Below are 14,652 nucleotides of genomic sequence, written 5' to 3' on the forward strand. Positions count from 1 at the left end.
TGGAAGCCGGTGCGTTTTTTCTTAAGCAAGTATCGATAATTGCAAGAAAAAAGAGAGTGAGCGGAGTCAAAGAGCGGATAAACAAAGGCCGGACAGTGTCCGGCCATGTAAGATTATGCGTCGAACGGGTCGCGCAGAATCATGGTCTCACTACGGTCCGGGCCAGTTGAAATAATATCAATCGGCACACCGGTCACTTCTTCTACACGCTTGATGTAGTCACGCGCGGCCTGCGGCAGACCTTCCAGCGTTTTCACACCAAAGGTGGTTTCGCTCCAGCCTGGCATGGTTTCGTAGATTGGCTCAATACCTTCCCAACCTTCCGCTGCCAGTGGCGTGGTGGTCATCTCGCGGCCATCCGGCATGCGATAAGCCACACAGATTTTCACTTCTTTCAGGCCATCCAGCACGTCCAGTTTGGTCATGCAGAAACCTGACAGGGAGTTGATCTGTACTGCGCGACGTACGGCAACCGCATCCAGCCAGCCAGTACGACGACGGCGACCGGTAGTCGCGCCAAACTCGTGGCCCTGAGCACACAGGAACTCGCCAGTTTCATCAAACAGTTCGGTAGGGAATGGACCCGCACCAACACGCGTTGAGTAAGCTTTAACGATACCCAGCACGTAATCGACATAACGTGGGCCAATACCGGAACCGGTCGCCACGCCACCTGCGGTGGTGTTAGACGAGGTCACGTACGGATAAGTACCGTGGTCGATATCCAGCAGCGTACCCTGTGCGCCTTCGAACATGATCAGATCGCCACGCTTGCGCGCACCGTCCAACAGGTCAGAAACGTCAACCACCATGCTGGTCAGAATGTCAGCCACAGCCAACGTATCGCTCAGCACTTTTTCGTAGTCAACCGCATCAGTTTTGTAGTAGTTAACCAGCTGGAAGTTGTAGAAATCGACGATTTCTTTCAGCTTAACGGCGAAGGTTTCTTTGTTGAAGAGATCGCTCACGCGCAGACCGCGACGTGCAACTTTATCTTCATAAGCTGGGCCGATACCACGACCGGTGGTACCAATCGCTTTGGCGCCACGCGCTTTTTCACGCGCCACATCCATCGCGACGTGATATTGCAGAATCAGTGGACATGCTTCAGAGATCAGCAGACGTTCACGTACCGGCACACCGCGCTCTTCCAGACCTTTCATCTCTTTCATCAGCGCTTCAGGCGACAATACAACACCATTACCAATGATGCTGGTCACGTTATCACGCAGGATGCCAGATGGAATTAAGTGGAGGACGGTTTTTTCACCGTTGATGACAAGTGTATGGCCTGCATTGTGGCCACCCTGGTAACGCACAACGAAATTCGCGCGTTCAGTCAGAAGGTCTACGATCTTACCTTTACCTTCGTCACCCCATTGGGTGCCCAGTACGACGACGTTCTTACCCATTTTTTCAAAATCACCGATTGCTTAAAAATGGATTCTACCATCGGTTTTGCTCACTTTCAGCACTTTTAGCATACGATTGCGCGGTTTTTTGCCCGCGTTTTGATCAATACAACATGTTGGGGGAAACATCGAATGCAAGACACAATTTAGCCGTGCGTTACCGCTTAAATTTAACGCTATGCGATCGCGTGCACGCTCAGCATGTAATAAATCACCACGCCCGCTACCACTAATCCACCACCAAAACGATGCAGGATGCGATCGGGCAACTGCGCCATCGACAGAATCATGCGGCGCCAGACACGCGGCAGAAACATCGGACCCAGCCCTTCCAGCACCAGAACTAATGCCAGCGCCATCCAGATGGTTGTGTTCATGCTATTTTTCCCAAAAAAAAGGCCGACAACATTGTCGGCCTCAAGGTTATATCAGTTCTTAACGCGCGGTGTTAGTCGGTGCCTTCATAAAGCGGAAGAAATCGCTATCCGGGCTCAACACCATCACATCCTGGTTATCAGAGAAGCTGTTCTCGTAAGCACGCAGGCTGCGGATAAAGGCATAGAAATCAGGATCCTGACCGAAAGCATCTGCAAACAGTTTTGCTGCCTGCGCATCACCTTCACCACGTGAAATCAATGCCTGACGCTGAGCTTCAGCCAAAGTACGTGTGACCTGGTAATCCGCCTGAGCACGCAGTTTTTCTGCCTCTTCCTGACCTTGTGAACGCTGGCTACGGGCAACCGCTTCACGCTCAGCGCGCATACGATTGTAGATAGCATCAGACACTTCCGCCGGCAGGTTGATCTGCTTGATGCGTACGTCAACCACCTGAATACCCAATGCAGCCATACTGTTCGGGTTCGGTGCTGGCTCGCTGCTGTTGGTTTCACGCTCAACACGCGCTGCCGCGCTGGCAATCGCATCATCAGCAGCTGGCGTTTGTACTTCGTCATCACTGCCTGCAGTACCGGTGTTCAACGCATCACGCACGTCGGTGGTCAAACGGCCACGTGAATCCGTCACGATGTCTTTCACATCCAGGCGACCCATCTCAGAACGCAGACGGTCACTGAACTTACGTTTCAGCAGCACTTCCGCCTGAGAAACATCACCACCGCCAGTTGCCAGGTAGTAGCGGCTAAAATCACTGATACGCCACTTGATGTAGGAATCAACGATCAGGTCTTTCTTCTCTTTGGTAACAAAGCGATCGGCCTGGTTGTCCATGGTCTGGATACGCGCATCCAGCGACTTCACAGTTTCAATGAACGGAATCTTGAAATGCAGACCCGGCTCGTAAACCTGCGGCTTGTTCTCGCTATCGCGCAGAACTTTACCGAAGCGCAGCACGATACCACGCTCACCTTCCTGCACCACGAACAGCGATGCGTACAGCGCCACCAGAACGACAATAATTACGGCAATAATTGGCTTACGCATCGATTACTCCCTCCCTGCGCGCTGGGTATCGTTGCGTAACGCATTGGCGCGACGCTGGTCCATGATGCTGCTCGGACTGTAAGACGAAGAGTCATCATTGCTGGCACTGCTGCCAGACGAAGGCAGCTTCATCAAATTAGTGTTTTTCTGGCCTGCCTGGCTGCCAGAAATCTGACCACCACGCATCAGTTGATCCAGCGGCAGCACCATCAGGCTGTTACCACGGTCGTTAACCAGAACTTTGCGCGTATGGCTCAGCACACGTTCCATGCTTTCGATATACAGACGCTCTTTGGTGATTTGCGGTGCGGCCTTGTATTCCGGCAGCAGTAAAGCAAAGCGTGCCACTTCACCCTGCGCTTCTAACACCGTGCGCTCTTTGTATGCGCGGGCCTCTTCCAGAATACGCTGCGCCTGACCGTTCGCACGCGGCTGCACTTCATTCGAATAAGCTTCTGCTTCACGCACGTACTGCTCACGGTTTTCACGCGCGGCGATGGCATCGTCAAACGAGGCCTTCACTTCTTCCGGTGGACGTGCCGCCTGGAAGTTAACGTCAAGCAGCGTAATCCCCATGTTGTAAGGGCGGATGGTTTCATCCAACTCACGTTGCGTCTCGCTACGCACCACGGTACGACCTTCAGTGAGGATACGATCCATGGTAGAACGACCAATCACCCCGCGCAGTGCACTGTCGGTGGCCTGACGCAAACTGTCGTCAGCGCTGGTAACCGCGTACAAATACTGCTCAGGATTGGTTACGCGGTACTGCACGTTCATTTCCACGCGCACCACGTTTTCGTCCGAAGTCAGCATTACGCCAGAAGCAGCCAGCTCACGCACCGCTTCAACGTTAACGGCACGCACCTGATCGATAAAGGTTGGCTTCCAGTTCAGGCCCGGCTCAACCAGATGGCTGAACTTACCAAAACGAGTCACAACCCCACGTTCTGCTTCTTTAATGGTGTAGAAACCGCTGGCAGCCCAGATGACCACTGCAGCTACGGCAACGATGCCAACCAGTTTGCCACCGCTACCGCCGCCGCGCTGGCCGTTGTTGTCACTCTGTTTGCCACCGCCCAGTCCGCCGAGTTTTTTACTCAGCTTACGGAAGATATCATCCAGATCAGGAGGCCCCTGATCGCGCCCTCCCTTATTTCCCCCAGAGTTGCCGCCTTGATTATTGCTGCTTCCCCACGGGTCGCGGTCCTGTCCGTTATTTCCGGGCTGATTCCACGCCATGTCTCTACTCCATTTATTGTATTTACGTTTTTTACCCTTCTCTTGCGAATTGCAGCTGCGTTGGCTGTCTTCGCGCACTCCGGTCATTGACTGACGTAAGTGCCCGAAGATTCACTCAGTTGCCGCCATGCTGAAATCCGAAATAGTCGGGTAAAACCTGCTAATTTGCGGCTCACAGCAATCATCACTGCATTTTTCAATAAGTTGGGTAAAGGCGTTAGGGCAATATCAAACAATATAACTGGCTAATGACGGTTCCTGTTTGCACAAACGACGCCAGTCAACGATCGGCATTCGCACATGCATACCGACAGAACCATCATCTTCATTCCATTCTTTCTCAATCGCCTGCAGTTGGTAGAAGCGGCTGCGCAAACGGCCCGCTTCTGGCGGCAGACGTAAATCATACTGCGCAATTTCACCGGCTAAGCGTTCAGACAGCGCCTGCCAAAGTAAGGGTAGACCTTCACCGCTATGAGCAGAGAGCCAGACGCGTGTCGGCTTATTCTCTTCATCACGATCAATACGCGGCACAAAACCGTCCAGCATGTCGATTTTATTCATAATCAACAGCGTGGGAATTTCATCCGATTCGATTTCTGCCAATACTTCATTAACAGCGTCGATGTTGTCGTTAACGCGCAAATCGGCAGCGTCAATCACGTGCAGCAAGAGCGTCGCCTGACGTGTTTCCTGCAGTGTGGCTTTAAAGGCCGCCACTAAATCATGCGGTAAGTGGCGAATAAACCCAACGGTATCGGCTAAAACCACCTCACCCACGTCTGCCACATTCAGGCGACGCAGTGTCGGATCGAGGGTCGCAAACAGCTGATCGGCCGCATACACATTGGCTGACGTCACCGCATTGAACAGGGTAGATTTGCCGGCGTTGGTGTATCCCACCAGCGAAACGGTCGGCACATCGGCTTTGGCGCGTGCTTGTCGGCCCTGTTCGCGCTGCTTCTCTACACGCTCAAGGCGAGAAAGGATGAGACTAATGCGATTACGCAGTAAGCGGCGGTCCGTTTCCAGCTGCGTTTCACCGGGACCACGCAAACCAATACCGCCTTTTTGGCGCTCAAGGTGCGTCCATCCACGCACCAAACGGGTTGCCATGTGGCGCAACTGTGCCAGCTCGACCTGTAATTTACCCTCATGGGTACGGGCGCGCTGAGCAAAAATATCGAGAATTAAGCCAGTGCGGTCGACAACGCGACATTCACACACTCGCTCGAGATTACGTTCCTGGGCAGGCGATAAGGCATGATCGAATAATACGACCGATGCTCCACTCGCTTTCACCGCATCGGCAATTTCAACTGCCTTTCCTTCACCGACAAAATATTTGGGATGTGGCGCTTTACGGCTGCCCGTAATAACTTGCAGCGCTTCGACGCCCGCAGAAGAGACAAGAGTTTCGAACTCCTGCAAATCTTCCAGCTCTTTGTCTTGGGAGAACCAGATGTGTACCAGTACGGCCTGCTCACCGGCATCATAACGGTCAAACAAGCTATAACCTCGCTAAAATAAAATAACCAGGACGGGAAAACGCTTTCGCTCCCCAGCCCTGGCTTTACGGCAGCGCAAAATTATTCTGCGTTATCGCCGTCTTGTTGTGGCTGCGACTGAGCGCCCTGGTTGCTTCCGCTATGGTGGTAATTGCTGCTGCCACCGCTACCGCCCGGGTTGTTGCTATGGTGCGAAACCGGACGAGAAGGAACCACTGTAGAGATGGCGTGCTTGTACACCATCTGGCTAACCGTGTTTTTCAACAGAATGACGAACTGATCAAAGGATTCAATTTGTCCTTGCAGCTTAATACCATTCACCAAATAGATCGAAACCGGTACACGTTCACGACGCAATGCGTTCAAAAACGGGTCTTGTAATGATTGCCCCTTAGCCATTCTATCTTTTCCTTATATGCTTGTTGTTTGTTACTTTAAGAACCGTGGTTCAGAAAAACTGCGTAAAAATTTGCGCACGATAACGGACCAATTGTACACAATCGTCCCTGCTACGCACTAACTACCTGAAGCACCGCATTACGGGCTAATTCTGGCTCGTCACTGTCTAACCAGTGGACGTTGGGCCAGCCACGTAACCAGGTCATCTGGCGTTTAGCGAGCTGCCGGGTGGCGCAAATTCCCCGATAAACCATTTCGTCGTAATCGATTTCACCAGAGAGATAAGACCACATCTGGCGATAACCTACACAACGAATGGAAGGCATATCCGTATGCAAATCACCTCGTGCAAACAGTTCACGAGCCTCCGCTTCAAATCCTGACGCTAGCATCTGGTCGTAACGCAACGCAATGCGTTGATGTATAAGTTCACGATTCGCCGGAGCGATAGCAAACTGGTACACGTCGTAGGGTAACGCTTCGCCGGATGTTTTTGTCAGTTCCGTTAAAGTTTTACCCGAAATAAAAAAAACTTCCAGTGCTCGCGAAAGTCTCTGCGGATCATTCGGATGAATACGACTACCGGCGACCGGATCGATTTCATACAGCTGGCGGTGCAGGGCATCCCACCCTTTCTCCGCCGCCATTTGCTCTATCCGCTGACGCACGTCGGGATCGGCCGAGGGCAGCGGCGACAATCCTTCAAGCAACGCCTTGAAGTAGAGCATGGTTCCACCAACAAGCAACGGAATCTTACCCTTTTGAGTAATCTCCGCCATTTCTGCCAGCGCATCGCGACGAAACTCAGCAGCGGAATACGCTTCCGCTGGATCGCGAATGTCCAGCAAACGATGGGGCGCCAGTGCTAACTCCTCTGCCGACGGTTTCGCCGTGCCAATATCCATCCCGCGATAGATTAAGGCAGAGTCAACGCTGATAAGTTCCACCGGAAGTTGCTGACGCAGCGAAATCGCTAATGCCGTCTTACCGGAGGCGGTAGGCCCCATCAAAAAAATTGCCTTAGGCCGGCTAGCCTGGTTTAGTTCACTCATGCTTCAACGCGTTTATCGCGCTCTCAATCTCAATGGTCTGTAACAGACCTGAAGGCGGCGATTTAAGCAAATGCGGGCAAAGTCGTTCGAGCTCTGCCAACAGTGCAATCGCCTGCGAGTGATTCCAGTGAGCGTTTTCTGCATCATCACGACGTGCCAGCCATTGGGCCAGCGCCGATGCAGAAACCTCTTGCTGCCGGGCGAGATAGCCTAACAGTTCTGGAATCAAGATTTGTAAATTTTGTGTGCGTAACGGTAAAGGGACAGCGCGCAAGGTGACGTGCTGACCTTCTCGTTGTAAATCAATGCCCATCAGCCGTAACAGTGCGCCCTGAGTATCGATCACATTCAACTCTTCTTTGGCAATTTTCAGCCGCACCGGAATAAGTAAAGGTTGGGGTTTTAAGCCCTCTTCTCCCGGTTGTAACTGGGCCTGTTTCAGCCAGCGTGAGGCCACACTGAGTGACAACAACTGTAACTGTGGGCCACGTTCTAACAGCGCATATTGCTCATGCATCACACTCAGCACGCGACCAAAACTTTGTGCATGTGCGGCCAACGGCGCTTCTCGTGCTTCAGGTTGACGCACAGGTGCCGGTTGCGGCGCGGCGGCGCGAGGCGTGTCGGCCGCAGGCGTTTTCATGAGCTGCTGATAAGCAGCACCTTCACGTGCGCGATAGACCGGCTCTTTATTCTGCCAACCCGCCGCAGCCGCACCGTTGCTGATGGAGATGGTGCTACTGCGTGGTGTGTTCGCCGGTTGTGCAAAATGATTCGTCCCCGCAGCCTGTCGGTTCTCTGGTTGCCACTTCGGCGCGGGCTCTTCCGCATGCGCGATTGGCAACTCTGCGACACGGCTCGCCTGCAAAGCGCTCATCACGCCCTGCCAGATGAAATCATGCACCAGTCGTGACTGATGAAAACGCACTTCGTGCTTGGCGGGATGAACGTTGACATCCACCTGATGGGGATCGATCTCCAGATAGAGCACATAAGCGGGCTGTTGATCTTCCCCCAACTGCGTCTGATACGCCTGCCGAATCGCATGGTTGATCAGCTTGTCACGCATCATGCGTCCATTGACGTAGCAATATTGCAGGTCTGTGACCTGACGTGACCCGGCGGGATCGGCCACCCATCCACGTAACGCCAGATCGTCATGTTGCCAGTCAATGCGCAGGGCATGCTGCATAAAGGGGGTGCCACAGATGGCGCCAAGACGGCGTTCACGCTGCGCTTCCTGATCCACGGCGCGATACTGGCGAATCATCTTACCGTTGTGGGTCAGCGAAATTGCCACGTCAAAGCGCGCCAGCGCGATACGGCGAATCACTTCATCAATATGGGTAAATTCGGTCTTCTCAGTGCGCATGAACTTGCGCCGCGCCGGGGTGTTGTAAAACAGATCGAGCACTTCCAGCGACGTCCCGACAGGATGTGCTGCGGGTTTCACCGTGACATCCATATCACGTCCTTCCGCATAGGCTTGCCAGGCTTCGTGTTGATCCGCGGTGCGAGAAGTTAGCGTGAGGCGTGAAACCGAACTGATACTGGCGAGCGCTTCACCGCGAAAACCGAGGCTCATAATCGCCTCAAGATCATCCAGCGAAGCAATTTTACTGGTGGCATGGCGAGCCAATGCCATGGCCAGTTCGGCTTTGGCGATGCCACAACCGTTGTCGCGGATGCGAATCAACTTCGCGCCGCCTTTTTCGATATCAACGTCAATGCGCGTCGCGCCGGCATCTAGACTGTTTTCCACCAGCTCTTTTACGACCGATGCCGGGCGCTCAACCACTTCGCCGGCGGCAATCTGGTTCGCCAGCTGCGGCGGTAAAATCTGTATTGGCATGGTGGTGATCCTTTAAGCAGACTGGCGCCGCAGCGCCAGCAATCAGGATTGTGGAATCTTTAAGTTTTGCCCTAGCATCACATTGCTCGACTTCATATTATTCGCCTGCATGATGGCTTTGGGGCTGACACCATAATGAGCGGCAATCCCAGTGAGTGAGTCACCGCGTACCACTTTGTGTCGGGTAGGGCGACTCGCAGCGGTCACGCTAACGCCCGATTTTGCCGGGACTTTCAAACGTTGCCCGACCCACACCACATCGCGCTTCAGGCTATTGAGGTCACGCAGGGTTGCCATGCTGACACCGTATTTGGCGGCAATACCTGACAACGTCTCGCCGCGCGTCACCGTATGGCGCTGCGTCGCGCCAGTATATTGCACGGTTCCGGTTGCCGGGTTGCTGGCCACGCTAACCGCTGGTGCGCTGTCCAGCGGCCGGTTTTCCTCCTTTGGGATGGATTGCAGCGGATGCGCGAGGAAATAGTTGCGCAATCCTTTATAGATCGACTGAGCAATTTTCTCCTGATACGCGCTGCTGCCAAGCAGCCGCTCCTCCGCCGCGTTACTGATAAAGCCAGTCTCAACCAGTAAAGAAGGGATATCCGGGGAACGCAACACGCCTAAGCTGGCATGTTCCGGTAAACGTTTGTGCAACGGCGTCACTCCGCGCAGTTGCTGCAGCACTTTCACCGCAACATCATAGCCAACGCGCTGTGAATGGCCGAATTGCAGATCCAGTACCGCCTGGCTTAAGTAAGGATCAGCCTGGCTGTTTGCCAGTAAATCACCGGCACCGCCCAGCAATTCGGACTGCTTCTCTTTCTGTTCCAGCCAGTTCGCCATTTCGTTATTGGCGCGACGGTTTGACAACACCCAAACGGATGCGCCGGTCGCCGAATGATTAGGCGCGGCATCGGCGTGAATCGATACCAGTAAGTTGGCATTCTCTTTTCGCGCCACCTCGGAACGCCCCATCACCGAGATAAAGTAATCGCCGTTTCGCGTCAGCACGGGCTTAAACATCGGGTCCTGATCCATCAGCGCTTTCAGTTTGCGCGCAATGGCAATGGTGACGTTCTTCTCGTGCAGGCCATGCTGGCCCGATGCGCCGGGGTCCTGACCACCGTGGCCGGCGTCAATCGCCACAATCACCGTATCATTGCGTGAAACGGCGCCACCCGGACGTACCGTGGTGTTGCTGCTGGTGACGGTGGTCACCGGATTGGCATTAAACGGATTCGCGGCACTTTCGCTTTGGCGGGCGGTGGTCACCGGTGCGGCAGCAGTGCTGCGTTTTGCCGGTTGCGTACCGCGAATGGTAAACACCACGCGATACTGATTGCCGTCACGTTGGGTGCTGGCACGCGTGTGTGCCGCCTGGGTCAGTTCGAACACCAAACGAATACTCTGTTTGTCTTTCGGCTGGCTATTACGAATACGTTGTACGATATTTTCGCCGCTAAAGTTCAGCGGTAAGCCTTTAATCGCGCCGCTTTGCCGAATATCCAGCACCACACGATTGGGATTATGCAGCGGGAAGAAACCATACACGGGTTGACCATTAAAACTCAGCGTGACGGTTGCCTGGCTGTCGCCGTTATCGACTTTGATATCTGACAAGGTGGCAGATAACGCAGAAGCAGAAACGATACAGAGCGCAGCCAGCACAATCCCTTTCATCCATGCGGTCATGCCGATTCCCTGCCTTGCTGGAACTGAGCCAGCAACGTTTCACCCACCGCAGATACCGCGCGGATCTCCGCTTCTCGCGCCGCGTCCACGTAGCGCAGCGTCAATGCCAGATCGGGTTCGGGCAATACGCCGGCTCCCTGCTGCGGCCATTCGACCAGACACAATGCATCCCCGCTGAAGTAATCGCGGATACCCATAAACTCCAGCTCTTCAGGATCGGCCAGGCGATAAAGATCGAAGTGATACAGCGTGCGTGAGCCGAGTTCGTAAGGCTCCACCAGCGTATAAGTTGGGCTTTTGACATTACCCTGATGGCCAAGCGCCTGCAAAAAGCCGCGGCTAAACGTGGTTTTACCAGCGCCGAGATCGCCATAAAGATAGATCACCAACGCGCTGCTGCAAACGCGGGCCAGTTGCGCACCCAGATTTAGGGTTGCCGCCTCATCGGGCAAAGGGATAACACAGGTCTTCATGCTTTATTGTTGGATCATCTCTGGATTAACAAACTGCCACAGCAGTTCGAACAAATCAGTGGCTAACATGCCGCGCGTACCGCGCTGCCGGGCAACCGCATCTGCCGCTGCACCGTGTGCGACACAGCCCGCGCAGGCTGCCTCAAGTAAAGTCAGTTTCTGGCCCAGCATGGCCGCAATGATACCGCTCAGTACATCGCCCATGCCGCCGGATGCCATCCCCGCATTGCCTACATCCGCAATCGCGATGTCACCTGCCGCGCTGGCCACGATCGTGCCTGCGCCTTTCAGCACCACCACCCCGCCATAGCGTTTTGCCAGCGTTTGTGCCGCCTGTAAGCGATCGCGCTCGACCTCACTGGTCTTAATGCCTAACAGTCGTGCGGCCTCGCCAGGATGCGGAGTAATGATGCGATTCTGACGGTAATCCGGCTTGATTGCCAGCAGGTTAAGCGCATCAGCATCCCAAAGCATCGGCTTTTCACTGGCCGCGACTTTTTTCAGTGCCTTCTGAGCCCAATCGCGTTGTCCCAGTCCGGGTCCGATAGCGATCACGTCAGCCCATTGCAGGGCTTGCTCCAGCGTTTCTTCACCCAACGCATCGACCATGAGCTCCGGCCGTGCCGTCAGAATCGGGCCGATATTATCTTCATGCGTGAGCACGCGCACAAGCCCAGCACCACTGCGCAGCGCTGCTTCTGCCGTCATTCGGATTGCCCCGGCGGTGCCAGTATCCCCTCCCACCACCACTAAACGTCCATGGTCGCCTTTGTGCGAAGTGGCTTTTCGTGGTTTCAGCCAGTGCGCCAGATCCGCCGCATCGTAGCGTTGCATGGGGACCGTCTCGCCTGCGAGGAAGGTGTTCAGCCCTAGCGCATCACAATGTAACTGGCCCACGTGATCGCGAGCTTTACCGGTCAACAATCCCGGTTTCAGCACAATCATACTCAGGGTGATATCCGCGTTGATGGCGTTGCCAGGCGTGGTGCCAGTGGCGGCATTCAATCCCGATGGGATATCAATCGCGAAGATGGGTGCGGCATGTGCATTGGCCAGATCAATCAATTCAGCGTAAGGTGCGGCTGGCGCACGATTGATGCCAGTACCGAGCAATGCATCGACGATCACATCAATGTTTTGCGGCCATGGCGCATGCGGGGCATGTATCACCCCTCCCGCCGCCAGCCAGGCTTCTTGCGCCTGCTGTGCTTCTTCCGGCAAGGGTTTATTGCCGCTGCACGCCAGCAATGTGACGCGCAATCCCGCCGCCTGTGCCAGCCGCGCCACCACATAGCCATCGCCCCCGTTATTACCCTGTCCGCAGAGAATCAGCCAGTGCTGCGCCTGCGGCCACTGTGCCCGCGCTCGCTCATAGCTCGCCTGCCCGGCGCGCAACATTAATTCGTACAAGGTTAAACCCAGGCTATCCGCCGCATTGCGCTCCAGTTGCCCTATTGCCTGCGCAGGCCAGACAGAGTGTGGTAAACTGCGCGGGTTTGCTTCAATTGCCTGGTTTCTCATGTCATACCCTCTCGATCTTCAACAGCTTGCCCACCAAATTAAACTGTGGGGGCGCGAACTTGGCTTTCAGCAGGTTGGTATTTGCGATACCGATCTCAGCGCTGAAGAGCCCAAATTACAGGATTGGCTGGAGAAGCAGTATCACGGAGAGATGGACTGGATGGCGCGCCACGGCATGATGCGTGCCCGCCCACACGAACTCCTGCCCGGCACACTGCGCGTGATCAGCGTGCGCATGAACTATCTTCCCGCGAAAGCAGCGTTTGCCAGCACCTTAAAAAATCCCCAGTTGGGTTATGTCAGCCGCTATGCGCTGGGCCGCGATTATCACAAAGTATTGCGCAATCGACTGAAAAAGCTTGGAGAGATGATCCAGGCGCATTGTGGCGAACTCAATTTCCGCCCGTTTGTTGATTCCGCACCGATTCTCGAGCGCCCGATTGCCGCTAAAGCAGGCCTGGGCTGGACCGGTAAACACTCGCTCATTCTCAATCGCGAAGCCGGTTCCTGGTTCTTTCTCGGCGAGTTGCTGATTGATTTGCCGCTGCCCGTCGATCAGCCACAGGAAGAACAGTGCGGTCGCTGCGTCGCCTGCATCACTATTTGCCCTACTTCCGCCATCGTTGAGCCTTATGTGGTTGACGCGCGGCGCTGTATTTCCTATCTCACCATCGAACTCGAAGGCGCGATACCGGAAGAGTTCCGCCCGCTGATTGGTAACCGCATCTACGGATGTGACGATTGCCAGCTTATCTGTCCGTGGAATCGTTACGGTCAGTTAACCGATGAAGATGATTTCTCACCGCGTGCGGTGCTGCACGCGCCACCGTTAGTGGATCTTTTTCAGTGGGACGAAGCGAAATTCTTACGTGTCACGGAAGGCTCGGCGATTCGTCGCATCGGCCACTTGCGCTGGCTGAGGAACATCGCGGTGGCATTGGGCAATGCGCCCTGGGCAGAAGAAAATCTGGCGGCGTTGCAAATGCGTAGCGGTGAACACGCCATGCTGGATGAGCATATTGACTGGGCCATCGCGCAGCAGTTACAGAAACGTGCAGCACAGGGGGTAGAGGTTCAGCCCGCGAAGAAACAGCGCTTAGTGCGCGCCGTCGAGAAAGGCCTGGTCCGTGATGCGTGATTGACCAATCGCGCAGGATAAAATCCTTTTCCACATGCTGTGAATAAAATTATAGAGCCGAATTGTGACGGGGATCGTTATATCGTCTAGCAAGACTATTCACAGACTGAAATACCTATAAATAAAATAAAAACAATTAGTTAGGTAATTACTGTAAACATTAATGTAGAGTTTAGCGCGCAGGGGCTTGTCCAGAGCTTGTGGATAACTCTGTTTAAAACAGTTTTGCATATAGGGTAAAACGCCGTCAGCACGTTGCAGGCGCATTGTGGATAACCTGTAAGATAACTGCAACAGACTACAGGCATCATTGGTGCTAATGCGGTACGTAAAATTTCCAGAAAGAAAAATAGGCCGCATAAGATCGATAAAGACTGCAGCAGTTTTAAGTCTGATTACGCCCGAGAGCAAATAACATTAGTGAATATGAAAATCTGGAGCGGGAAACGAGACTCGAACTCGCGACCCCGACCTTGGCAAGGTCGTGCTCTACCAACTGAGCTATTCCCGCAAAGAGGTTACTACTAAACAGATTTTGGAGCGGGAAACGAGACTCGAACTCGCGACCCCGACCTTGGCAAGGTCGTGCTCTACCAACTGAGCTATTCCCGCAAAGAGGTTACTGCTTACGAAGTTTGGAGCGGGAAACGAGACTCGAACTCGCGACCCCGACCTTGGCAAGGTCGTGCTCTACCAACTGAGCTATTCCCGCATAATCTTCGTCTTTCAATTTGCTGCTGCGTTAGCTTCCTTCACTCACACAGGTCACTCACTCAAGTAAGCTCTCTGTGATTCGTTCCGTTGCTGCCTTGCCGCAAACCGAAATACTTGATTCTGGAACTTCGTGTTACTGCTGCGCACCGTTGTAAATTCTTCACCGGTACGGGGTGCGCATTATACGAGAAATCCTTTCAGTCGCAAGA

General features: G+C 54.1%; 12 protein-coding genes and 3 tRNA genes. 1 reads left to right on the forward strand and 14 read right to left on the reverse strand.

Annotated elements, in window-relative coordinates; translation table 11 throughout:
* Nucleotides 1-113 precede the first annotated feature (113 nt).
* The 11 genes from VH86_RS11085 to nnr all read right to left on the reverse strand — a co-directional run bounded on the left by VH86_RS11085 (nt 114) and on the right by nnr (nt 12,591).
* Nucleotides 114-1,412, reverse strand: coding sequence for an adenylosuccinate synthase (locus tag VH86_RS11085; RefSeq protein WP_034829348.1), 1,299 nt, complete (start codon nt 1,410-1,412; stop codon nt 114-116).
* A gap of 176 nt (nt 1,413-1,588) precedes the next feature.
* Nucleotides 1,589-1,789, reverse strand: coding sequence for a DUF2065 family protein (locus tag VH86_RS11090; protein ID WP_045832899.1), 201 nt, complete (start codon nt 1,787-1,789; stop codon nt 1,589-1,591).
* A gap of 58 nt (nt 1,790-1,847) precedes the next feature.
* A complete protein-coding gene (gene hflC, locus VH86_RS11095; protein ID WP_034829352.1) occupies nt 1,848-2,852 on the reverse strand; it encodes a protease modulator HflC in 1,005 nt (334 codons plus the stop codon).
* Nucleotides 2,853-2,855: 3 nt separating this feature from the next.
* Complete coding sequence (gene hflK / locus VH86_RS11100) at nt 2,856-4,094, reverse strand: FtsH protease activity modulator HflK (RefSeq protein ID WP_034829354.1); 1,239 nt, start codon at nt 4,092-4,094, stop codon at nt 2,856-2,858.
* A gap of 228 nt (nt 4,095-4,322) precedes the next feature.
* Complete coding sequence (hflX, locus tag VH86_RS11105) at nt 4,323-5,603, reverse strand: ribosome rescue GTPase HflX (protein WP_045832900.1); 1,281 nt, start codon at nt 5,601-5,603, stop codon at nt 4,323-4,325.
* Between the two features lie 80 nt (nt 5,604-5,683).
* A complete protein-coding gene (gene hfq, locus VH86_RS11110; protein ID WP_034829366.1) occupies nt 5,684-6,001 on the reverse strand; it encodes an RNA chaperone Hfq in 318 nt (105 codons plus the stop codon).
* Nucleotides 6,002-6,111: 110 nt separating this feature from the next.
* Complete coding sequence (gene miaA / locus VH86_RS11115) at nt 6,112-7,053, reverse strand: tRNA (adenosine(37)-N6)-dimethylallyltransferase MiaA (RefSeq protein WP_045832901.1); 942 nt, start codon at nt 7,051-7,053, stop codon at nt 6,112-6,114.
* Entirely contained in the window at nt 7,046-8,905 is a 1,860-nt protein-coding gene (gene mutL, locus VH86_RS11120; RefSeq protein WP_045832902.1) for a DNA mismatch repair endonuclease MutL, read from the reverse strand. Before mutL ends, miaA begins: the two co-directional genes overlap by 8 nt.
* Nucleotides 8,906-8,947: 42 nt before the next feature.
* Complete coding sequence (gene amiB, locus VH86_RS11125; protein ID WP_369800323.1) at nt 8,948-10,585, reverse strand: N-acetylmuramoyl-L-alanine amidase AmiB; 1,638 nt, start codon at nt 10,583-10,585, stop codon at nt 8,948-8,950.
* Nucleotides 10,586-10,593: 8 nt separating this feature from the next.
* The gene (tsaE, locus tag VH86_RS11130) at nt 10,594-11,070 is read right to left on the reverse strand and encodes a tRNA (adenosine(37)-N6)-threonylcarbamoyltransferase complex ATPase subunit type 1 TsaE (RefSeq protein WP_038644396.1); all 477 of its coding nucleotides are present in this window, start codon (nt 11,068-11,070) and stop codon (nt 10,594-10,596) included.
* Nucleotides 11,071-11,073: 3 nt separating this feature from the next.
* A complete protein-coding gene (gene nnr / locus VH86_RS11135; protein WP_072050601.1) occupies nt 11,074-12,591 on the reverse strand; it encodes a bifunctional ADP-dependent NAD(P)H-hydrate dehydratase/NAD(P)H-hydrate epimerase in 1,518 nt (505 codons plus the stop codon).
* On the opposite strand from nnr, the gene queG reads away from it, so the two are divergent.
* Nucleotides 12,590-13,729 carry a tRNA epoxyqueuosine(34) reductase QueG gene (gene queG / locus VH86_RS11140; protein ID WP_045816541.1) on the forward strand — a complete coding sequence of 380 codons (1,140 nt, stop codon included), beginning with the start codon at nt 12,590-12,592 and terminating at the stop codon, nt 13,727-13,729. The genes nnr and queG overlap by 2 nt on opposite strands.
* 435 nt (nt 13,730-14,164) lie before the next feature.
* On the opposite strand, the gene VH86_RS11145 is transcribed toward queG, so the two are convergent.
* From VH86_RS11145 to VH86_RS11155, 3 genes are all read right to left on the reverse strand, one after another.
* Nucleotides 14,165-14,240 (reverse strand) — tRNA-Gly (locus tag VH86_RS11145).
* A 25-nt stretch (nt 14,241-14,265) separates the two neighbouring features.
* Nucleotides 14,266-14,341 (reverse strand) — tRNA-Gly (locus tag VH86_RS11150).
* A gap of 24 nt (nt 14,342-14,365) precedes the next feature.
* Nucleotides 14,366-14,441: transfer RNA gene (locus VH86_RS11155), tRNA-Gly, on the reverse strand.
* Nucleotides 14,442-14,652: the final 211 nt, after the last annotated feature.

The sequence above is a fragment of the Pantoea sp. BL1 genome, assembly GCF_000963985.1.
GTDB classification, from domain to species: domain Bacteria; phylum Pseudomonadota; class Gammaproteobacteria; order Enterobacterales; family Enterobacteriaceae; genus Pantoea; species Pantoea rwandensis_B.

Coding starts and splice junctions, on each gene's coding strand:
- VH86_RS11085 (WP_034829348.1), bottom strand. CDS start 1,412: ATGGGTAAGAACGTCGTCGTACTGGGCACCCAATGGGGTGACGAAGGT.
- VH86_RS11090 (WP_045832899.1), bottom strand. CDS start 1,789: ATGAACACAACCATCTGGATGGCGCTGGCATTAGTTCTGGTGCTGGAA.
- hflC (WP_034829352.1), bottom strand. CDS start 2,852: ATGCGTAAGCCAATTATTGCCGTAATTATTGTCGTTCTGGTGGCGCTG.
- hflK (WP_034829354.1), bottom strand. CDS start 4,094: ATGGCGTGGAATCAGCCCGGAAATAACGGACAGGACCGCGACCCGTGG.
- hfq (WP_034829366.1), bottom strand. CDS start 6,001: ATGGCTAAGGGGCAATCATTACAAGACCCGTTTTTGAACGCATTGCGT.
- miaA (WP_045832901.1), bottom strand. CDS start 7,053: ATGAGTGAACTAAACCAGGCTAGCCGGCCTAAGGCAATTTTTTTGATG.
- mutL (WP_045832902.1), bottom strand. CDS start 8,905: ATGCCAATACAGATTTTACCGCCGCAGCTGGCGAACCAGATTGCCGCC.
- amiB (WP_369800323.1), bottom strand. CDS start 10,585: ATGAAAGGGATTGTGCTGGCTGCGCTCTGTATCGTTTCTGCTTCTGCG.
- tsaE (WP_038644396.1), bottom strand. CDS start 11,070: ATGAAGACCTGTGTTATCCCTTTGCCCGATGAGGCGGCAACCCTAAAT.
- queG (WP_045816541.1), top strand. CDS start 12,590: ATGTCATACCCTCTCGATCTTCAACAGCTTGCCCACCAAATTAAACTG.
- nnr (WP_072050601.1), bottom strand. CDS start 12,591: ATGAGAAACCAGGCAATTGAAGCAAACCCGCGCAGTTTACCACACTCT.